11 protein-coding genes and 1 tRNA gene are annotated in these 21,912 nt (G+C 71.7%); 7 read left to right on the forward strand and 5 right to left on the reverse strand.

What is annotated here, in order from left to right; translation table 11 throughout:
- Positions 1-2 precede the first annotated feature (2 nt).
- The 4 genes from ybgF (at position 3) to RG19_RS02050 (ending at position 2,652) form a co-directional block, all read left to right on the forward strand.
- On the forward strand, positions 3-806 hold the full coding sequence (gene ybgF, locus RG19_RS02035; RefSeq protein WP_058836364.1) for a tol-pal system protein YbgF: 804 nt from the start codon (positions 3-5) through the stop codon (positions 804-806).
- 178 nt (positions 807-984) lie between these two features.
- Complete coding sequence (gene queE / locus RG19_RS02040; RefSeq protein ID WP_058833801.1) at positions 985-1,674, forward strand: 7-carboxy-7-deazaguanine synthase QueE; 690 nt, start codon at positions 985-987, stop codon at positions 1,672-1,674.
- A 108-nt stretch (positions 1,675-1,782) separates the two neighbouring features.
- A complete protein-coding gene (gene queC, locus RG19_RS02045; protein ID WP_082672423.1) occupies positions 1,783-2,496 on the forward strand; it encodes a 7-cyano-7-deazaguanine synthase QueC in 714 nt (237 codons plus the stop codon).
- 80 nt (positions 2,497-2,576) lie between these two features.
- Positions 2,577-2,652, forward strand: a tRNA-Lys gene (locus RG19_RS02050).
- Positions 2,653-3,590: 938 nt separating this feature from the next.
- On the opposite strand, the gene RG19_RS02060 is transcribed toward RG19_RS02050, so the two are convergent.
- Positions 3,591-4,994 carry an amidohydrolase family protein gene (locus tag RG19_RS02060; protein ID WP_058833804.1) on the reverse strand — a complete coding sequence of 468 codons (1,404 nt, stop codon included), beginning with the start codon at positions 4,992-4,994 and terminating at the stop codon, positions 3,591-3,593.
- Positions 4,995-5,162: 168 nt separating this feature from the next.
- Here RG19_RS02060 and RG19_RS18115 point away from each other — a divergent pair, with 168 nt between their 5' ends.
- The gene (locus RG19_RS18115) at positions 5,163-9,704 is read left to right on the forward strand and encodes a DEAD/DEAH box helicase (RefSeq protein ID WP_058833805.1); all 4,542 of its coding nucleotides are present in this window, start codon (positions 5,163-5,165) and stop codon (positions 9,702-9,704) included.
- On the opposite strand, the gene RG19_RS17495 is transcribed toward RG19_RS18115, so the two are convergent.
- On the reverse strand, positions 9,673-10,197 hold the full coding sequence (locus tag RG19_RS17495) for a hypothetical protein (RefSeq protein WP_157515134.1): 525 nt from the start codon (positions 10,195-10,197) through the stop codon (positions 9,673-9,675). The genes RG19_RS18115 and RG19_RS17495 overlap by 32 nt on opposite strands.
- Before the next feature lie 50 nt (positions 10,198-10,247).
- Here RG19_RS17495 and RG19_RS02075 point away from each other — a divergent pair, with 50 nt between their 5' ends.
- Together RG19_RS02075 and RG19_RS02080 are read left to right on the forward strand one after the other, a co-directional pair.
- Positions 10,248-17,276, forward strand: coding sequence for a YadA-like family protein (locus RG19_RS02075; protein ID WP_058833807.1), 7,029 nt, complete (start codon positions 10,248-10,250; stop codon positions 17,274-17,276).
- 106 nt (positions 17,277-17,382) lie between these two features.
- The gene (locus RG19_RS02080) at positions 17,383-17,811 is read left to right on the forward strand and encodes an outer membrane protein assembly factor BamE (protein WP_162267041.1); all 429 of its coding nucleotides are present in this window, start codon (positions 17,383-17,385) and stop codon (positions 17,809-17,811) included.
- 73 nt (positions 17,812-17,884) lie between these two features.
- On the opposite strand, the gene recQ is transcribed toward RG19_RS02080, so the two are convergent.
- The 3 genes from recQ to RG19_RS02095 all read right to left on the reverse strand — a co-directional run bounded on the left by recQ (position 17,885) and on the right by RG19_RS02095 (position 21,896).
- Entirely contained in the window at positions 17,885-19,729 is a 1,845-nt protein-coding gene (recQ, locus tag RG19_RS02085) for a DNA helicase RecQ (protein WP_058833809.1), read from the reverse strand.
- A gap of 161 nt (positions 19,730-19,890) precedes the next feature.
- Positions 19,891-20,157, reverse strand: coding sequence for a hypothetical protein (locus RG19_RS02090; RefSeq protein ID WP_157515135.1), 267 nt, complete (start codon positions 20,155-20,157; stop codon positions 19,891-19,893).
- A gap of 362 nt (positions 20,158-20,519) precedes the next feature.
- The gene (locus RG19_RS02095; RefSeq protein ID WP_202905308.1) at positions 20,520-21,896 is read right to left on the reverse strand and encodes a YfcC family protein; all 1,377 of its coding nucleotides are present in this window, start codon (positions 21,894-21,896) and stop codon (positions 20,520-20,522) included.
- Positions 21,897-21,912: the final 16 nt, after the last annotated feature.

Raw genomic sequence — 21,912 nt, forward strand, 5'->3', positions numbered from 1 at the left:
GCATGCGTGGATTGATCGTTTCAAGCCTGGTCGCGGCCGCCCTCGTGGCGGCCGCGCCCGCGTCCGCCCAGCGCGCGAGCCTGGCCGACCGGGTCACCCTGCTCGAGCAGCAGGCGGCCAGCAACCAGGGCAACATGGATCTGCTCAACCAGCTGACCCAGTTGCGCTCTGAAGTTCAGACGCTGCGTTCGCAGATGGAAGAAGTGCAGAGCGAGAATGGCCAGCTGCGCGAAAGCGTCCGCGCCCAGTATCTCGATGTCGACGGTCGTCTGAACCGGATCGAGAGCGGTGCCGGCGGTGCCGGGCTCGAACTGCCCGACCCGCAAGCCGCGACCGGCGAGGCAGCGCCCGCGCCGCCTCCCGCCCGGGGCGAAGAGGGGAGCCGCCCGGCGGCTCCGCCCATCGCGATGCCGGCGGCCAACGAGCGCGAAGCCTACGACCAGGCCTTCAATGCACTGCGTGCCGGCCAGTATGCCGACGCGGCCAACCTGTTCCAGGATTTCCTGCAGCAGCATCCCGACGGCGCGCTGACCGCCAACGCCGTCTATTGGCTGGGCGAGAGCTACTACGTCACCCAGAACTACGCGTTGGCGCAGGAGCAGTTCGAAGCGCTCATCGCCCGCCATCCCGAGAGCGACAAGGCGCCCGGCGCGTTGTTGAAGATCGGCCTGTCGCAGTACGGGCAGCAGGAACTCGACGCGGCCGAGGCCACGCTGGCGGAAGTCGGCAAGCGGTATCCCGCCTCCGATGCCGCACGCACCGCCGAGGATCGCCTGCGCGCGATCCAGATCGGTCGCCTGCGCTGAGCAACGAACCGGCCTCGCGGCCGATGCGAATCCGCTCCGGCCCTGATCGGGCCGTGGCATCGCCCTGGCGTCAGTCGTCCAGTCGCCGGGCGCCGCAGTGATTGCCGCCTACGGCCGCCGCGGGAACTGACCGCGCGGCCGCATCGCCCGGATCCAGCACGACCGTTACAATACGCCGATGCACGGCGTCGCTCCCCAGGCCCCCACAGCCTCCGCGCCTCCGGTCGCCGACCGACTGCGGATCACCGAGATTTTCCTGTCCCTGCAGGGCGAAGCCCTGGATGCGGGGTGGCCGACGGTGTTCGTCCGCCTGACCGGCTGCCCGTTGCGTTGTCAGTACTGCGACACCGCCTACGCCTTCCATGGCGGCGAGTGGCACACGATCGACGCGATCCTGGCCGAGGTCGCCGCGCACGGCGTTCGCCACGTCTGCGTGACCGGTGGCGAGCCGCTGGCGCAGAAGCGCTGCATCGGGCTGCTGCAGCGACTGTGCGATGCCGGCTACGCGGTGTCGCTGGAGACCTCCGGCGCACTGGACATCGGCCAGGTCGATCCGCGCGTGTCGCGGGTGCTCGACATCAAGACGCCGGGCTCGGCCGAGGTGCACCGCAACCATTGGGACAATCTGCCTCTGCTCACGCCGCACGACCAGGTCAAGTTCGTGATCTGCTCGCGCGAGGACTACGAGTGGGCGCGGGGCGTCGTGCTCGAGCACGCGCTCAACGCGCGCTGCACGGTCTGGTTCTCGCCCAGCAAGCAGGAAGTGGATCCGCGCGCGCTGGCCGACTGGATCGTCGCCGATCGCTTGCCGGTGCGTTTCCAGTTGCAGCTGCACAAACTGCTCTGGGACGACGCGCCCGGCCGCTGAGGCCGCACCGTCGCAGCACGGCCCGGAACCCTCGTTTTCTGCCGGCCCGCATCGGGTGCGCGACTCCCGTCCTCGCCTTCCGTCTTCCATCTCTCCGGACCCGCTACCTTGACCGCGTTACCGAATCGACCCGAACCCACGAAAAAAGCCGTCGTCCTCGTGTCCGGCGGTATGGACTCCGCCGTCGTCGCCGCGCTGGTGCGCGAGCAGGGCTTCGCCGTGTATGCGCTCAGCGTCCGCTACGGGCAGCGGCACACGTCCGAGCTCGAGGCCGCGGCACGCCTGGCGGCCGAGGTCGCGGTGGCGCACAAGACCGTCACCGTGGACCTGCGCAGCATCGGCGGCTCCGCGTTGACCGACGACATCGAGGTCCCGGACGCCGGCGGCGCCGGCATCCCGGTGACCTACGTCCCCGCACGCAACACGATCATGCTGTCGATCGCGCTGGGCTGGGCCGAGGTCCTGGGCGCCAGCGACATCTTTTGTGGCGTCAATGCGGTGGATTATTCGGGCTATCCGGACTGCCGGCCGGAATTCATCGACGCGTTCGAGCGTCTCGCCAACCTCGCCACGAAGGCCGGGGTCGAAGGTGCCGGACTGCGCGTGCATGCCCCGCTGTTGCGCATGAGCAAGGCCGACATCGCCGCCGAAGGGGCGCGCCTGGGCGTGGACTTCGCCGGCACGGTGTCGTGCTACCGCGCCGACGATGCCGGCCGCGCCTGCGGCCACTGCGATGCCTGCCGGCTGCGCGCCGAGGGTTTCGCGGCGGCCGGGCTGCCGGACCCGACCCGTTACGTCGACGGGGCGTCGCCGCCCGTCTGAACGCGTCGCGGACCCCGCGGCACGCATTGCGCTAGAATGCGCCCCCTGCGCGGGCCGATCGGCCCTGCGCACCGTCTTTCGGGTCGTTAGCTCAGTCGGTAGAGCATCGGACTTTTAATCCGCTGGTCGTTGGTTCGAATCCAACACGACCCACCATCGAATCAGCCGTTTCTGGCTGTGCCACGCGCCCTTGAATTGATGTCCTGACGACTCCGCGTCTTCAGACGGGGTTGGACGCCGGTGCGTAGCGGTTCTGCCGCGGCGTGCCGCGAAATGCTCAAGGGGCCGATGCTCCCGACTCGACTCGACTCGACTCGACTCGACGCGACGCGCCTGCGGGTGTCGTTGTCTCCGCGATCGGCGCGGACGGCCGGCGGTAGGCGACCGGGCCTTCAGTGGTGCGTTCCGTTGTCCTGATTCGCGACGGAACGCTGCGATGCCGGGGCATGCATCGAGTGCCGTGCCGCCCGGCTGGACATCCATGAAAGGGATGGGCAACGTCGCTGCCCGGCGGGAAGTTGATCGTGGCGATGGCGTTCGCGGCGGCAACGGCGACGGCTTGCAGCCATGGACATGATGCTCGCATCACAGGTGATGGCTCCGCGGCGCCGGAGCCGATTACGTTTCGACGCGCTCCTGGCCGACAGGGGCAAGGGAGGGGTGCAGAGTCGCGCCCCTGCCGATGTTCCGCAGGCCGTCCGTCCGCTCATCCGTCGTGGGTAGCAGGGCGACGACACGGATCGTGCAACCGATACCCCGGCGCGCATGTCTCACGGGTCGGTATGCGCCTGCATGGCGCGGCCGCGCAGCCAGCCGGCGACGCCGTGCAACTGGTTGGCGAAGGTCTCGACCCATTCGGCGATGGCGATCATGTCCTGCTCCTCGAATGCCGGGCGGTCGCCGCGGGTTCGTCCCGTGGCGGCATGCGACGTGCCGGATGCCCCGTGCCGGCCGGCGTCGAGGGAGCGATCCCCTCGTCGGCGCCGGTGCCGCAGGAACGATAGTGCGGCCTGGAGCGGCCGCCGGGTGTCCGGAATCGGCCGCTGGATGGGCGGAATCGGCACGAAGACCCGATGATGGGCGTCGACGGGTCCTCATTGCGCGGCGGCGGCGTCGAGCGCCGCCGTGGCGGTGCGCCAGGCATCGGCCAGGTCGACGGGACGCCCGTCCGTCCACACCGCGACGATGCGGCGGGTGGCCAGGATGTCCTGCGTCGGATCGCCATCCACGACGACGATGTCCGCGCGGGCGCCGGCGTCGAGGCGTCCCAGGTCGTCACGGCGCAGGATGTCGGCGGCGACCGACGTCGCAGCCTGCAGCGCCTGCACCGGCGACAGGCCGGTGGCGACGAGGGCGTCGAGCTCCTGATGGAGGGCCGCGCCCGGGAGCAGACCGGGGGCCGCCGGCAAGTCCGAACCGGCGCCGATGCGGACCCCCGCCGCCGCGAGCCGAGGCAGCAGGGCGCGGGCGAGGCGCAGGTCGGCGGCCGCGTTCGCCTGCGCACCCGGGGCCACGACGTGGCCGGACAGCCAGGTCCAGTAGGCCTCGAAATGCGGCACGAGCAGGGCGGCGCCCGGCAGCGTGTCTGGAGCGACAGCGTCCGAGCCTGCGAAGCGGTGTGTCGCGGCCACGGTGGGCACCACCGCCATGCCGCTGGCGGCGATGTCGAGCGCGAGCGTATCGAGCAGGTCGTCGCGCAAGGTGGCCGCGGTCGGATCGCCGCCGAGCCGGCGATAGGCCAGCGCGACGCCGCCGAGGTGTTCGAGCGTCCCGACCCCGGCCGCGCCGGCCTGCACCGCATCGATGTCGGCACCGGACAGGCCGCGGGTCAGCATCATGCCCAGATCGACCATCACCGGAAGGCCGGCCGCTTGCGCGGCCGCCAGTGCGGCGTGGAAGGCGTCCGCCGGCATGCGTTCGTAGAGCTTGATCCAGTCGATGCCGGCGGCGACCAGTGCGGCGACCGCCACGCGCGCCTGCGCGGCATCGTGGACGACCAGGGGCATCGTGTCGGGCGCGAGCGGCTCGCCGTCGCCCAGGGGGGACGTATCGGCGCCGACGAGAACCCCGTGCGGGCCGTCGAGCATCGGTCCGCTGGCGATCAGCGTGGGCGCATACGGGCGTGCGCGCACGGCGTCGAGCATGGCCAGGGTGTTGTTGGCGTCGCGGACCGTGGTGACGCCGGCGGGTACGAACGTATCGGCGTAGTGCGGCCGCGCGTGGACGTGCAGATCGATCAGGCCCGGGAGCAGCATCGCCCGTCCGTGGTCGTGCACGGGCGCATCGCGCGGCCAGCGGCACGCGATGCGTGGCCCTGCGCAGAGGATGCGCCCGTTCGCCATCACGATCGCGGCGTCGTCGATCACCCGCCCGTTGCGCGCGTCGAACAGGCGCCCGAGCAGCACCGCATCCGCCGGAGGCGGCGGGCTGCATGCGCTCAGCACCAGTGCGGACAGGAAACACAGGACCGGGGACAGTCGAACGAGGCGAAATCGCATGGAAACTCCGATGGCGAGGCTGAACGCGACAGGGGCCGGCGGTTGAAGCGGACCGGCTTCGGGCGCAGATTGGTGGGGCCGCGGACGTGCCATCGCGCTGCTCCCGTCAGATCCTCCAGATGCGCCGCGACCCGCTAAGGTCGCAACCGGCGCACCGACCACGACGCCATGCCCCTCGACGCCTTCCACCCTGCCGTTTCGCGCTGGTTCAACGGCGCGTTTCCCGCGCCGACTGCGGCGCAGGCCGCGGCGTGGCCGGCGATCCGGGCGGGCCACGACGTGCTGGTATCGGCGCCCACGGGATCGGGCAAGACGCTGACCGCGTTCCTCACCGCCATCGACGGCCTGGTCCGCGAGGGGCTGGCCGCGCCGCATGGGCTGCCGGATGTCACCTCGGTCATCTACGTCTCGCCGCTCAAGGCGCTTTCGAACGACGTGCAGGTGAACCTGGAGGCGCCGCTGGCCGGGATCCGCGAGGCGCTGGCCGGACTGGGCCTGGCCGATGTGCCGATCCGTACCGCGGTGCGGACCGGCGATACGCCGCAGGCGGAACGTGCGCGGATGCGCCGCAGGCCTCCGCACATCCTGGTGACCACGCCCGAGTCGCTTTACGTGATGCTCGGCTCCGACTCCGGCCGCGCGATGCTGCAGACCGCGCGCAGCGTGATCGTCGATGAAATCCACGCCGTGGCCGGCAGCAAGCGCGGCAGCCACCTCGCCCTGAGCCTGGAGCGGCTGGATGCGCTTGCGGGCCGGCGCCTGGTGCGCGTCGGGCTGTCGGCGACGCAGAAGCCGATCGAGACCGTCGCCCGGTTCCTGGTCGGCGGCAGCGACGACGCGACCGCGCCGCCGGCCTGCACGATCGTCGACGTCGGTGCGGACAGGCCGCGCGATCTCGCGCTGGAACTCCCGCCCACACCGCTGTCGTCGGTGCTGTCCAACGATCAGGCGGAACAGGTCTACCGGCGCATCGCGCACCTCGCCCAGCACCACCGGACCACGCTGGTGTTCGTCAACACCCGGCGCATGGCCGAGCGGGCGGCCCGGCATCTGGGCGAATTGCTGGGACGCGAGCACGTGGCCGCGCATCACGGCAGCCTGGCGAAGGAGGCGCGGCTCGATGCCGAGCAGCGGCTCAAGCGCGGCGATCTGCAGGCGCTGGTGGCGACGGCGTCGCTGGAACTGGGTATCGACATCGGCGATGTCGATCTGGTCTGCCAGATCGGCTCGCCGCGTTCGATCTCGGCGTTTCTCCAGCGCGCCGGGCGCTCGCGTCACCACGTGGGCGGCGTGCCCAAGGCGCGGTTGTTTCCCACCAGCCGCGACGAACTGGTCGAGTGCGCCGCGTTGCTGGACGGCGTGCGCCGCGGCGAGCTCGACGTGCTGCGGATGCCGCAGGCCCCGCTGGACGTGCTGTCGCAGCAGATCGTGGCCGAGACCGGCGCGCAGGATTGGGACGAGGACGCGCTGTACGCGATGTTCCTTCGCGCATGGCCGTTCCGCGCCTTGGCGCGCGCGGACTTCGACGCGGTGGTGCGCATGCTCGCCGAGGGCTACGTCGGCCGGCACGGCCCGCGTGCCGCCTGGGTGCATCGCGACGCGGTGCACCGCCGGCTGAGCGCGCGCAAGGGTGCGCGCCGGGTGGCGTCGATGTCGGGCGGGACGATTCCGGAGACCGGCGACTACAGCGTGCTGCTCGAACCCGACGGCCACGGCATCGGCACGGTGAACGAGGACTTCGCGGTCGAGAGCCTGGCCGGCGACGTGTTCCAGCTCGGCAACGCCAGCTACCGGATCCTGCGCATCGAGTCCGGGCGATTGCGGGTGGAGGATGCGCAGGGACAGCCGCCGAACATCCCGTTCTGGATCGGCGAGGCGCCGGGCCGCACCGATGCGCTGTCGGCGAGCGTGTCGCGGCTGCGGGAGACGATCGAGGCGCGGCTGGGGGCGCCTGCGGACATCGCCGACGGCATGCGTGCGAGCGACGTGGCGGGTGCAGCCGTCGAGGCCGGCACGGCGGCCATGGCCGCGATGGATCCGGCCGCCGCCGGCGCATCGCGTGCCGCGGCCCGTGGCGAGGTCCGGATCGGCGACGGCGAGCCGGCTGCGATCGCGCGCCGGACGCCTGACCGCCAGGGCGATGCCGATGCCGCATGCGCCTGGCTGACCGGCGAGGTCGGCCTGGACGAAGCGGCGGCGCGGCAGATCGTCGAGTACCTGGCCGCGTCCCACGCTGCGCTGGGCGTGCTGCCGACCCAGCGCCAGGTCGTGCTCGAACGCTTCTTCGACGCCAGCGGCGGCATGCAGCTGGTGATCCACGCGCCGTTCGGCAGCCGCATCAATCGCGCCTGGGGCCTCGCCCTGCGCAAGCGGTTCTGCCGCACCTTCAACTTCGAACTGCAGGCCGCGGCCACCGAGGACGCGATCGTGCTGTCGCTGTCGACCAGCCACAGTTTCCCTCTCGACGATGTCGCACGGTTCCTGCATTCGTCCAGCGCGCTGGAGGTGCTGGTGCAGGCGCTGCTGGACGCGCCGTTGTTCGGCGTGCGCTGGCGCTGGAACGCGACCACCGCCCTGGCATTGCCGCGCTTCGCCGGCGGTCGCAAGGTGGCCCCGCAACTGCAGCGGATGAGGTCGGAGGACCTGCTGGCGGCGGTGTTCCCCGATCAGGTCGCCTGTCTGGAGAACATCGTGGGCGAGCGCGAGATTCCCGAGCATCCTCTGGTCGCGCAGACCCTGCGCGACTGTCTGGAGGATGCGATGGATGCCCCCGGCTGGCTGGCGGTGCTGCGCGGCATCGAGGCGGGCGACATCGCGATGGTGGCGCGCGATCTGGTCGCACCGTCGCCGTTGGCGGCCGAGCCCTGCAACGCGCGGCCCTACGCCTTTCTCGACGATGCGCCGCTGGAGGAGCGACGGACCCAGGCCGTGCAGCATCGTCGCCATGCCGACCCGACCGGTGCCGACGATCTGGGCCGGTTGGATCCGCGCGCGATCGCGCGCGTGCGGGAGGATGCCTGGCCCGCGCCGGCGACGGCCGACGAGCTCCACGACGCCTTGATGACGCTCGGCGCACTGGACGACGCCGAACTGCAGACCATGCCGGACGGCCCCGCACTGCTGGCGCGCCTGCTGGACGACGGCCGCGCGACGCGCATGACCCTGGCGGGTGGGACGCTGCATCTGGCGACCGAGCGTCTGCCGCTGCTGCGCGCGCTGCATCCCGACGCGCCGGTGGCGCCGGAGGTCGCGGTGCCGCGCGAGTACCTCCAGGACTGGACTTGTGAAGCCGCCTGCGTGGACCTCGTGCGCGCCCGGCTCGGCGCGCTCGGCCCGGTCGATACGCTCGCGCTGGCGAAGCCCCTCGGCCTCGATGTCGCCGAAGCGCTGCAGGCGCTGCTGGCGCTGGAGCAGGCCGGCACCGCGATGCGCGGCCGCTTCACCGGCGACCACGACGACGAGTGGTGCGAACGGGGCCTGCTGGCACGCATCCATCGCGACACGCTCGGACGCCTGCGGCGCGAGATCGAGCCGGTGCCGGTGGCCGATTACGTGCGCTTTCTCTGCGACTGGCAGCGCGCTAGTGGGCATGCACGCGCCGGGGGACAGGAGGCGCTGCCTGGGGTGCTCTCGCAGCTGGAAGGCTTCGAGGCGCCGGCCATCGCCTGGGAATCGGAGTTGCTCGCGCTGCGTCTGCGCGACTACGCCAGCGGCTGGCTCGACGAACTGTGCACGGCCGGTCGCACCACCTGGTTGCGCCTGCGGCCGCGCGCGGCCGACACGGCGCCCGCGCGCGGCGGCAGCCTGCGCACCACGCCGGTCGTGCTATTGCCGCGGCGCGAGAGTGCGTCCTGGGTGCGGCTTGCGCCCGCGCCAGCCGCGGCCGATGCGCTGTCCTCGCGCGCGCAGCGCCTGTACGGGGTGCTGCAGCGGCAGGGGGCGTCGTTCTTCGACGAACTGGAAACCGATGCACGCCTGTTGCGGACGGAACTCGAGGATGCGCTGTCGGAACTCGTCGCGGCGGGCCTGGTGCATTGCGACAGCTTCGCCGGTCTGCGGGCGCTGCTGGTGCCGCCGTCGCGGCGTCCGTCGTCCGTCCGTCGTCGCGCACGCGGCATTCCGATGTCGGGGATCGCCGATGCCGGCCGCTGGAGCCCGGCCCGCCCATCCGCGCGTGCGGTCGGTGCGGGCGCGGCGGCCGAGTCCGACGATATCGAGTACGTCGCGAGGGTGCTGCTGCGCCGTTATGGCGTGATCGGCTGGCGCATGTTGGAGCGCGAGCCGGACTGGCTGCCGCCATGGCGCGAGCTGGTGCGCGTGTACCGGCGGCTGGAGGCGCGTGGCGAGATCCGCGGTGGCCGCTTCGTGGCCGGACTGTCGGGCGAGCAGTACGCCTTGCCCGAAGCGATCGGCCTGCTGCGTGCGGTGCGCAAGCGGCCGCATGACGGCGAATTGATCTGCGTGTCGGCGCACGATCCTTTGAATCTGGCCGGCACGGTGCTGCCGGGCGAGCGGGTGCCCAGATCGCCCGGCGCGCGCCTGGTGCTGTGCGATGGGCGTGTCGTCGGTACGCGGGTCGGGGACGTCGTCGCGTTCGGCCCTGGCGTGGGCGACGACGCGCATGCCGGGATCGAGCGGGAACTGCGGGCCAGCCCCTCGGAAAGGCGTATCCGGGCGATCAGAGACCTGCCGCTACGAACCGGTCGTTGAGTTCGTACACCAGGCGTCCGATCTCCGGCGTGAGGCAGTCGTTGAACGCAGCCGGGTCGGCACAGCGCGCATCCACCTCGGCCGCGCGCTGGCGAAGCGCGGAGGCGGCCAGGATGGCGCGGCTGCGCGCGTAGCAATCGGCCGCTTCCGAGCCCTGGCGAAGCGGTCCGTGTCGGGCGATGCAATAGCTCATGGCGCTCGCCAGTCCGGCGGCGCTGACGGCGTGGATGGCGCGAGGCGACGAACCGTCGGCGGATGTCTGCGCGGCCACGCTGCTGACGCACATGAGAAGCGCAGCGCTGGACATGATCCGGGCAATGGACCGGCACGACCGCACGGCGAGCTGTTGCAGAGGCATGGAATGGTCCTTTTTCGTCACTTGTTGACAGTCACCGAGAGTCGATCCGTCCGAATCGAAGGAAGTGTGAAACGTTTTAGATAAACCGTGATCGAGTTGGCATTGATCGTGCTTCGTTTGTGTGAATCGTGTCACATAAAAATCGTGACATAGAACATGGCCTCGGGCCACAACGGAGATCGGCAATGAACAGGGTATTTCGGAAAGTCTGGAACACGCGCCTGGCGCACTGGGTGGTGGCCTCGGAGTTCGCCACGGGCGACACCCCGGCCCGTGTGATCGCGGCGACCACGACGGCGCCGCGGCCGCAGCCTCTCGCCAGCGCGCTGCTGGTCCTGTGTGCCGCATCGCTCGCGTTGCCCGCCGCCGCGCAGGAGTTCACCGTGACCGACGGTACGACGCCCGCCTCGGTCGCTCCGGGCGACACCGTGACGTTCCGTGGCGACGACAACATCGGCGTCCGCCAGACCGGCAGCGATGGCGATGCCGTCGTCGAGATCACGCTCGATCCCGACCTGGCGGTCGACAGTGTCAGCGCGGGCGCGACGCGGCTCGATACCACTGGTGTGGCGATCGGCCCGAATGCGTTTCTGGGTGCCGATGGTCTGACCCTCGGCGCGGGCGCGCCCAGCCTGACCACCTCGGGCATCGATGCCGGCGACCTGGTGATCGGCGGCGTGGCACGCGGCACCGCCGCCGACCACGCGGTCAACCTCGCGCAGCTGCAGGACGTGCAGGCGCAGGCGGCCGCGGGCTGGAACGCAACGGTCGGCGCCGAGACCCGCAACATCGGGCCCGACGGCCGCGTCACCTTCGTTGGTGACGACAACGTGCGCGTGTCGCTCGGCGGCACCGACGATGCGGCCAGCGTGCAGATCGGGCTCGCGCCCGATGTCGCCGTCACCAGCCTCACCGCAGGCGCGACACGGGTGTCCGATGCCGGTGTCGCCATCGGCGCGGCCACGCTCGGCGCGACCGGCCTGACCGTGGCCGGCGGGCCGAGCGTGACCGGCGCGGGCATCGACGCGGGCGGGCTGCAGATCGGCGACGTCGCCGACGGCCTGGTGGCGGCCAACAGCCAGCAGGCGGTGACCGGCCACCAGCTCTACATGCTGCGCGAGGAGTTGTTCGCCGACGGTATCGGCGTGAAGTACTTCCACGCCAACTCGGTGGCCGAGGACTCCCAGGCGGTCGGCCAGGAATCGGTCGCGATCGGCCCGAACACGGTGTCCAACGGCGCCAGCAGCCTCGCCGCGGGCAACGGCGCCAGCACCACCGAAGGCGCGACGGGCAGCGTCGCCGTCGGCCAGGGCGCGCGCGCCGGCACGCCGGCGCCGGGCGCGCAGCGCGTCGACGGCGTCGGCGCCGTGGCGATCGGTCGCAATGCGGTGTCCGCCGGCAACAGCACGCTGGCGATCGGCGACGGCGCCGGGGTGACCTCGGAGTTCGTCGACCACGCGCTGGTGATCGGCAGCGGCGCGCGCGTCAACGGGACCGCCAGCAGCCAGGCGCTGGCGATAGGCCGCCAGGCCGCCGCCAGCGGCACCAGCGCCACGGCGATCGGCCATCTCGCCAGCGCGTCCGGCGCCGCCACCCTGGCGCTGGGCCGCAGCGCGGTGGCGACCGGCGCCAGCACGCTGGCGATCGGCGACGGTGCACGGATCGAATCGACTTCGATCAACCAGGCACTGGCCGTCGGCAGCAATGCCCGCGTCTCCGGCGCCTTCAGCAGCCAGGCATTGGCCATCGGCAACCAGGCGCACGCCAGCGCGGCGAGCGCGACCGCGGTCGGCGCGTCGGCGTTCGCGTCCGGCGCGAGCAGCATCGCGATCGGTCAGGCATCCGCCAACAGCGCCAATGCGATCGCCCTGGGCACCGGCGCCCTGGGCGGGTCGCCGGACGGGATCGCGCTGGGCACCGGTGCCGGCGTGGGCACGAACGGCAGCAGCGCCGGCGACCGCACCTCGCACATCGCCATCGGCACCCGGGCGGGCACCGGCGTGGAGGGCAACCAGACCGTCGCGCTCGGCTACGAGGCGGGGCGCAGCGTCGTCGGGGACTACAACGTCGCCGTCGGCCCACAGGCCGGCAGCAATCTGCGCGGCGACGAGAACGTGTCGATCGGTTTTCAGGCGAATCTCGGCGCCGGCGAGATCGACCGCGCGACCGCGGTCGGCGCGTCGACCCGGGCCGAACGCGACGCCGTCGCGTTCGGCTACCGCGCCAACGCCGTCGGCGTGGGCGGCATCGCGGTGGGCTCGGAATCCATCGCCCAAGCCGACGGGGTCGCCCTCGGCCGCAACGCCGGCGCGAGCGGCGGCAGCGTGGCGCTCGGCTTCAACTCGGTGGCCGAGGAGGCCGATGCGCAAGGCGCCGGCTTTCTCACCGGCGATATCCACAGCGCGGGCACCGTGGTGTCGGTGGGTGCGACCCCGGTCGACGGCGGCCGTGCGGCGTTGCGCCGCCGTGTCGTCAACGTGGCCGACGGCGCGCAGGGCCACGACGCGGTCAACGTGAACCAGCTGCGCGCCGCGCAGGAGGCGACCGCCAACCTCGTCAGCCCCAATCTGATCGTGAACCCCGACGGCACCTACGGCGGCTACGTCATCGACCTGGTGGACGCCGACGGCGTCACCCAGCGCTACACGAGCGTCGAGGGCGCACTGCGCGCGGTGTCGAGCGGCGAGGTCAACGTGGGCCTGCCCGCGAACGCCGTGGTCTACAACGGCGACGGCTCGATCACCCTCAACGCGCCCGCCGGCGCGGCCAACCAGGCGGTCAGCCTGGGGCAGATGAACGCGGCGATCGACCAGAACACCGCACGCTACTACAGCATCAACTCGGCCGATGCGGCCAACCGCGACAATGCCGGCGCCTCGGGCGCCGACGCGATCGCGATCGGCCCGCAGGCCGATGCCGACGGCGTGTCGTCGCTGGCGGTCGGCCACCAGGCCCGCGCGCTCGGCGACGAGTCGGTGGCACTGGGCTACAACGTCGCCGCGCTCTCGGCCAACGCCACCGCGATCGGCAACGGAAGCCAGGTCTACGACGAAGGCGGCGTGGCGCTGGGCCAGCGCGCGATCTCGCGCGGCCTGAATTCGGTGGTCATCGGCACCGGTGCGGAGGCCGATCCCAAGTCGCCCGGCGTCTCCATCGACAATGCGGTGGTGATCGGCACGCGCGCCGAGGCGACGGCCGAGGACGGCATCGCGGTCGGCCGTGATTCGGTGGCGGCCGGCATCCGCTCGGCGGCGCAGGGTGTCGACGCGCAAGCGCTCGCCCTGGACGCGATGGCGTACGGCACCGGTGCGTTGGCGAACGGCATCAGCGCGCAGGCCAGCGGCACCGACGCCCTGGCCTCCGGCGTCAATGCGGTCGCCACGGGCACCGGCAGCCAGGGCCTGGCCGGTAACAGTGTGGCGATCGGTACTGCCGCGATCTCGGGCTTCGCCCCGTTGCCTGGCCAGGAGAGCAGCAACGTCAACACGATCGCGATCGGCAACGGCGCGCAGGCCACGTTCCGCGACGCGACCGCGATCGGCCGCGCCTCGCGGGCGACCGCCACCGCCGCCGCCGCCTTCGGCGACAGCGCCAACGCCGGCAACGTCGCCGCGCTGGCGCTGGGGCGCAACGCCGCCGCCAGCGGCAGTTCGTCCATCGCACAGGGCGACGACGCGCGCGCCAGCGGGCTGTCGTCGATCGCCCAGGGCACGGCGTCGCGCGCGCAGGGGCAGGGCGCGGCCGCGCTCGGCCGCGGCGCGCAGGCGACGCAGACCTCGGCCACCGCGGTCGGCGACGACGCACGCGCCACCGGCATCAATGCGACCGCGGTCGGCCATGCGTCGCGCGCGAGCGGCCTCGCGGCGGCGGCCTTCGGCCACGACGCGCAGGCGCTGGCCGAGAACGCGCTGGCGCTCGGTGCGCTCAGCCGCGCCACGGCGGAAGGCGCGGCGGCGTTCGGCCAGAACGCGCGCGCCACCGGCCTGCATGCGCTGGCCCTGGGCCAGGGCGCACAGGCGACGCACGAGAACGCGGTCGCGCTGGGCCACAACGCCGCGACCGCCGCGGCGGTGGAGACCGCATTCGCCGAGATCGACGGCGTGCGCTACGACTACGCGGGCGACGCGCCCATCGCCACGGTGAGCGTGGGCCGGACGGGCGAGACCCGCACCTTGACCCACCTCGCCGCGGGCCGGGTCGATGCGCAGAGCACCGACGCCGTCAACGGCAGCCAGCTGTACGCCGCGCACCAGGCGACCGAGGCGGTGGCCGACGATGTCGACACGCTCGGCACCAGTGTGGCCGGCGCGCTCGGCGGGGCCTCCGCCTACGATCCCGACACCCATCGCGTCACCGCCGGCCTGACCGTGGGCGGGGCCAGCTACGACAGCGTGCAGAACGCGCTGACCGCGGCATCGGCGGGCTGGAGCGTGAGCGCGCAGGGTGCCAACGCGACCGAGGTCGGCATCGACAGCGCCACCGGCAACAGCGTCGACCTGCGCAATGCCGACGGCAACATCGTGGTGTCGAAGGCCGACGACGACAACACCGTGGTGTTCGACCTGGCCGACCGGATCGCAGTCGAGCGCGTCACCGCGGGTGCGACGGTGCTCGACACCACCGGCGTGGAGGTGACCGGGACCGCCGGGCGGGTCGCCCAGTTGACCGCCAGCGGGCTGACCGCGAGCGTCGGCGCGAGCACCGTCACGATCGCACCGGGCGCGGTGGCGGTCGGCAACGGCGTCCACATCAGCACGCTCTCGCCGACCTCGCTGTCGGTGGGCGGCGCGTTCCCGATCGTGGTGAGCGGCACCAGCGGCACCATCGGCGGGCTGCAGAACCGCACCTTCGATCCGAACAACTTCACCAGCGGGCGCGCGGCCACCGAGGACCAGCTGGCGCAGGTGCGCAATGCGGTGGACGCGGTCAACGGCGGCTGGACGGTGGCCGATGCGGAAGGCAGTACCGCCGGTATCGCGCCCGGCGGTGTGGTGACGTTCGAAGGCGACAGCAACATGACGGTCGCGCAGACCGGTGTCGATCAGGCCGGCGTGGTGGCGATCAGCCTCAACCGGGATCTCGACGTCGATACCGTGACCCTGGGCGGCACCGTGGTGGACGGGCAGGGCATGACGGTGGAAGACGCGCTCGGCAACAGCACGCGCATCCAGGCCGGCACGCTGATCGCCGACGATGCGGCCGGCAACAGCACGCAGATCGGTGCCGGCAGCCTGACCGTTGCCGACGCCGCCGGCATCACGTCGGTCGGCGGCGACACGATCACCGTCGGCGGTGCGAGCCCGGTGACGATCGGTGGTGCGAGCGGCACGATCACCGGTCTGGGCAACCGGACCCTCGACGATGCCGCGTTCGCCGACGGCTCCGGCCGCGCCGCGACGGAAGAGCAATTGCAACTGGTGAGCCGGACCGCGAACGCCGGCTGGACGGTGACCGATGTCGACGGCAACGCGGCGACCATCGGCCCTGGCGGCACCGTCACGTTCCAGGGTGACGCCAACCTGACGGTCGCGCAGACCGGCGCCGACCAGGACGGCGTGGTCGCGATCGCGCTCAACCGCGCGCTGGACATCGACAGCCTGAGCGCCGGTGACACCGTGATCGACACGACCGGCGTCGCGATCGGCACCCGGGTGCGCCTCGGCGACACCGGGCTGACGATCGCCGGCGGCCCGAGTGTGACGGTTGCAGGGCTCGATGCCGGCGGCGCCGTGATCACCAATGTCGCGGCCGGCTCCAACGACACCGACGCGGTCAACATGGGCCAGCTGCGCGACACCGTCGCCGCGGGCCGGACGCGCTATCACAGCGTGAACTCGACCGGCGGCGGCAACGAGAACGGCGACGGCGCCACCGGCGACGATGCGATCGCCTCCGGCAAGGATGCGACCGCACAGGGCGACGAAGCCGTGGCGATCGGCCTGGGCAGCCGTGCCGCCGGGGACGGTGCGCAGGCGATCGGCTCGGGCGCGCAGGCACTGGGGCTCGACGGTCTCGCCATCGGCCGCGGCGCGGTGAGCAGCCACGCCAACAGCATCGCGCTGGGTGCGGGCTCGGCCACGACGGTGGGCGCCCGCAGCGGCTACCAGGGCGCCTACGTGGGCACCAGCGATTCGACCGGCGAGCTCAACGTCGGCGGGCGGCAGGTGACCGGCATCGCTGCGGGCTCGGCCGCCGACGATGCGGTCAACGTCGGTCAGCTGCAGGCCGGTGTCGATCACGCCGTGACCGAGGCCAACCGCCACACCGACACCCGGCTCGATGCGGTGGACGATCGCATCGATCAGGTCGACGGGCGGGTGACCCGCATCGAGGGCGACCTGGTCGACATCCGCGGCGACATCACCGACATCCAGGGCGACATCGTCGACATCCGCGGCGACATCACCGCGGTCGGCGATCGCGTCACCGGCATCGAGAACGTCGTGGTGGACACCGGCAATCGCCTGGACCAGCTCGAGGCCGGGGCCAGCGGTCCGTTCCGCATCAGTCAGGGCGAGACCTACGTGGCCCCGAACCCGAGCGGGCGCAATGCGACCGCGGGTGGCAACGGCGCGGTGGCCAGTGGCGACAACGGCGTGGCGATCGGCAACCAGGCCGTGGCCAGCGGTGCGGGCAGCACCGCGCTCGGTCAGGGGGCCACGGCGTCGGCGGCCGACAGCACCGCCCTCGGCCAGGGGGCCGTGGCTCGCCACGACAACAGCGTCGCCCTGGGCGCGGGGTCGCAGACCACGGTCGGCGCCCAGGCCAACTACACCGCGGCCTACGTCGGCAGCAGCCAGTCGACCGGCGAGGTGAACGTGGGTGGACGCACCGTGACCGGCGTGGCGCCGGGCGTGGCCGGCACCGACGCGGTGAACGTCAATCAGCTCAATGCCGGCGTCAACCACGCCATCACCGCATCCAACCAGTACACCGACGGACGTATCGCCCAGGTCGAGGGCGACATGTGGGCGATCAACCGCGGTTACCGCGGCGCGACCGCCTCGGCGATGGCGATGGCCGGTCTGCCGCAGGCCTACCTGCCCGGCAAGAGCATGCTGTCGGTCGGCTTCGGCGGTTACCAGAGCGAGTACGGCATGGCGGTGGGTCTGTCGGGCATCACCGACAACGGCCGCTACGTCTACCGGGCCCAGGCCAGCGGCAACACCGCCAGCGAATGGGGCTTTTCCGTCGGCGCCGGCATCCAGTGGTGATCCCCCGCGGGCCCGGCGGATGCGCCGGGCCCGCGCCTCGACCCAGGGAAGCGGTCGTGCCGCTTCCGATGCCTTCGGGCGCATTCCCATGCAGAGAACCGACACCATGAATATCCCCAAGATTGCCCGACTCACCGGCCTGGCCCTGGTCGCGACCGCAGCGGCCGGCCTGCTGGCCGCGTGCGGGACGCGCCACGTCAGCCGCGACATCTCTCCCGACGGCGTCGCCGCCGAGGTCGTCTTCCCCGACCCCGCACATGCGTTCTTGGCCGGGGGGACGTTCCCCGATCCCGACGCGTTGCGCCGTATCGGTCCGGGCGTCACCAAGGACCAGCTCTACCAGGCGCTCGGCCGGCCGCATTTCCGCGAAGGGCTGATCGGCGTGCGCGAATGGGACTACCTGTTCCAGTTCCGCACCGCCGACGGCGTGGTCACCTGCCAGTACAAGGTGATCTTCGATCGCGACTACCGCGGGCAGCGTTTCCATTGGCTGCCGGAGCATTGCCTCGAAGCGGTGATGCCGGCCGACGCGTAGCCGCATCGGTGCCGGCCCGTCGCCGGCACCTTCTCGTCGCATTCTTTGCGCGCCGAGCGGCGGGTCACGGCGCTCAGTCGTGTTCGAACACCACGTCGATCACCGCCTCGCCGTAGCGTTCCAGCTTGCCGGCGCCGATGCCGCCGATGCCGCCGAGTTCCGGCAGGCTCTTCGGGCGCCGGGTGGCGATCTCGCGCAAGGTGGCGTCGTGGAAGATCACGTACGCGGGGACGTTCTGTTCGCGCGCCAAGCGGCCGCGCCACGCGCGCAAGGCCTCGAACAGCGGCTGGTCGGGTGCCTCCACCGCGGCGGCCGCGCTGCTGGCGCGCGCACCACCGGTGCCGCCGCGTGTCGGCGGGGCCAGCTTGCGCAGGCGCACGCCGTCCTCGCCGCGCAGCACGCCGCGGCTGGCCGGGGTGAGGCGCAGCGCGCCGTAGCCTTCGGCATCCACGCCCAGCAGGCCTTGCGCCACCAGTTGCCGGAACACGCCGCGCCAGGCGCGTGCGTCGAGTTCGCCGCCGATGCCGTACGTCGACAGCGTGTCGTGGCCGAACTGGCGGATCTTGTCGTTGTCCGCGCCGCGCAGGATGTCGATGACATGGGCAGCGCCGAAGCGCTGCCCGCTGCGAAAAACGGCACTCAACGCCTTCTGCGCCGCGATGGTGGCGTCCCAGCTTTCGGGCGGTTGCAGGCAGTTGTCGCAGTTGCCGCAGTCGTGGTCGCCGGCGCCGATCGCGCCGGTGGGGCGGTAGGTCTCGCCGAAGCTCGCCAGCAGCACGCGGCGGCGGCAGGCCATGGTCTCGGCGTAACCGACCAGTTGGTCGAGCTTGCGGTGTTCGAGACGCTTGCGCTCCTCGCCGGACTCCGACTGTTCGATCATCTGCCGCAGCAGCACCAGGTCGCCCAGTCCGTAGCACATCCAGGCGTCGGCGGCCTCGCCGTCGCGGCCGGCGCGGCCGGTTTCCTGGTAGTAGCCCTCGATCGATTTCGGCAGGTCCATGTGGGCGACGAAGCGCACGTCGGGCTTGTCGATGCCCATGCCGAAGGCGATGGTGGCGCAGACGACCACGCCGTCCTCGCGCAGGAACCGGCGCTGGTGTTCGGCGCGCACGCGCGCATCGAGGCCCGCGTGGTAGGGCACCGCGTCGATGCCGTGGGCGACCAGCCATTCGGCGGTCTCCTCGACCTTGCGCCGCGACAGGCAGTAGACGATGCCGGCCTCGGCGCGGTGCGCCTGCAGGAAGGCGAGCAACTGGCGTCGCGCGTTGTCCTTCTGCACCACGTGGTAACGGATGTTGGGGCGGTCGAACGAGCTGACGAAGCGGGTGGCGTCGTCGAGCTGCAGACGTTCTGCGATCTCGCGTTGGGTCGGCGGGTCGGCGGTGGCGGTCAGGGCGATGCGCGGCACGTCGGGCCAGCGCTCGTGCAGCACGGTGAGTTCGCGGTACTCGGGGCGGAAGTCGTGGCCCCATTGCGAGACGCAGTGGGCTTCGTCGATGGCGAACAGGGCGATGCGGCTGCGGTCGAGCAGGCCCATGAAGCGCGCCGTCAGCAGACGCTCCGGCGCGACATAGAGCAGATCGAGCGCGCCTTCGCGCAAGTCCCGCTCGATGGCCTGGGCCTGCTCGGCATCGAGCGTGGAATTGAGATAGGCGGCGCGCACGCCGAGTTGGTGGAGCGCTTCGACCTGGTCCTGCATCAGCGCGATCAGCGGGGAGACCACGATCGCGGTGCCGTCGCGCAGCAGGGCGGGCACCTGGTAGCACAGCGACTTGCCGCCGCCGGTGGGCATCAGCACCAGAGCATCGTGGCCGCTGGCGACGTGGTCGACGATGGCGGCCTGCTCGCCGCGGAAGTCGGCATGGCCGAACACGCGCTGCAGGGTTTCGAGCGCGCGTGAAGGATGAGGCGATTGCATGGCGGACAGGATACCGCCGCGCGCCCGGATTCCGGGGCCGGAGTCGCCCTTGCCGAGGTCGGGCGAGTGGCGGACGCGGTGTGGGGGAATCCCTGCCTGCGGGTTGCAGGGAGGTCGTATCCACGGCCCCGGCGCGGGTCGGGCGCCGGGGCCGCAGCGGCTCACATTTCGATGATCGGACCGCCCGGGTCCGGCGACGGACAGTTGCCCGATTCGCACATGCCCAGGAAACGCCAGGCGCCGCCCCGGCACTGGTAGGCGAAGAACACGTTGGGGGTCGCCGGGTCCGCGACGGCGTGGAACATGTGGCCTTCGGTCTCCGTCGTGCAGGCATAGGTCGGCTCTGTGGCGAGCGCCGATGTCGAGCCCAGTCCCATGGCGGCGGCGGTCAGGGCGATCGCGGCTCCGATTCGAAACGATCCAGTCATGATGTCTCTCCATTGGTCGCCGCCGGACGCGTGCCCGCATGGGCACGAGCGACGGCGCCGGGCGCCGGTACGATCAACGCGTGCCCGGACCCGCAAGGAGGTGGCGGCGGCCTCCCCGAACCGTCGTGCGTCCGACGCTAGCATCCGCCGCTGCGGCGCGACGCATGGCCGGGATCACCGACGCGCAGGGCTGTGACCGTTATCACGAACCGTCGCCCGCGGGGGCGGCGACACGGGGGAGCCGGGTGGCGCACCGGCCTGCGTCCGGACGCGACGGCGGCTGCATGCCGGTGCGCGTCCGATCACCACGCGTGTGCAGGCGAGGGGTGTGTCTATGGCGACAGGCCGTGGCCGGCCGCGGTTCACGCGTAGCCGATCCAGACCGCGATCACCAGCGCGAGCGCGGACGCGAGCATCAGTTTGACCATCAGCGGCCAGGCGAACCGGAACCAGCGGTCGTAGGGCACGCCGGCCATGCCCAGGATCGCCATCAGCACGATGTTGGTGGGCAGGATCAGATTGGCGAAACCGTCGCCGAACTGGAACGCGAGCACCGCGACCTGGCGCTCGATGCCGGCCACATCGGCCAGCGGCGTCATGATCGGCATCGTGGCGAAGGCCTGGCCCGAGCCCGACGGGATGAAGAAATTGATGAAGGTCTGCATCACCAGCATGCCGACCGCCGACAGCTCCGGTCCCAGTCGCGACAGCGGCATCGAGGCGGCATGCACCAGGGTGTGCAGCACCTGGCCGTCCTCCAGGAGCAGGGCGATCGAACGCGCGAAGCCGACCAGCAAGGCCACCACGGCGAGTTCCGCGGCGCCGGAGGCGAACCGTTTCGCGGTCTCGTCGACGCCGAGTCGGCCGACCAGACCGGCGGCCAGGGCCACCACCAGCCACAGCGCGCCGAGTTCGGTCAGATACCAGCCGTGCTGCGAGATGCCGTAGACCATGGCCGCCACGGCGGCCAGCACGATCAGCGCGATCAGCGCATGCCGCCGCTCGAACGGCGTCTGTGCGGTGGCTTCGGGAGCGGGCGTGTCCACGCCGACCATCAGGCTCTTGCCCGGATCGGCCGCCACCCGGCGCGCGTAGCGCCAGACGTGGTGCGCGGAAATCAGCACGAAGGGTGCGAACAGCGCGAGCCGGTAGCCGATGCCCGACGTCGGCGGCAGCTCGGCGATTTCCTGCGCCACCAGCACGGTATACGGATTGGTCCACGCCACGCCGTAGCCCACCGCATAGCCGCCGATCATGATCCCCATCGCGGTCATCGCATCCAGCCGCATCGCCACGCACAGGCCGACCAGCACCGCGGCGAACGGAATGTATTCCGTCGATACGCCCAGCGTGCCAGAGCCTGCGGCGAACGCGGCGGTGCCGAGCAGGATGAGCACACCGGGCTTGCTGCCGATGGTGCGCAGCAGCCAGCCGAGCAGGGCATCGATCAGACCGGTGGCGCGCAGCACGGCGATGGCGCCACCGACGATGAGCAGGAAGAAGATGATCGCCTGCGAATCGGCCAGCGCCCGCGGCACCGCGGTGAACAGCGCCGCCGGCGACAGCCGGACGCGTTCGTCGTGCACGGCGTAGCTGCCGGGCACCACCATCATCCGCCCGGTCTCGTCCGGTGCGGTCTGGAAACTGCCCTGGGGCAGCAGCCAGGTCGCGACCAGCGCCGCGATCATGATCAGGAACAGCAGGACGAGGGTGTGGGGAATACGGAAGCGGGAAGTCACTGCAAGCAGGGTCCGG

Origin of the sequence: Luteimonas abyssi, from assembly GCF_001482195.1 — a bacterium.
GTDB lineage: Bacteria > Pseudomonadota > Gammaproteobacteria > Xanthomonadales > Xanthomonadaceae > Luteimonas > Luteimonas abyssi.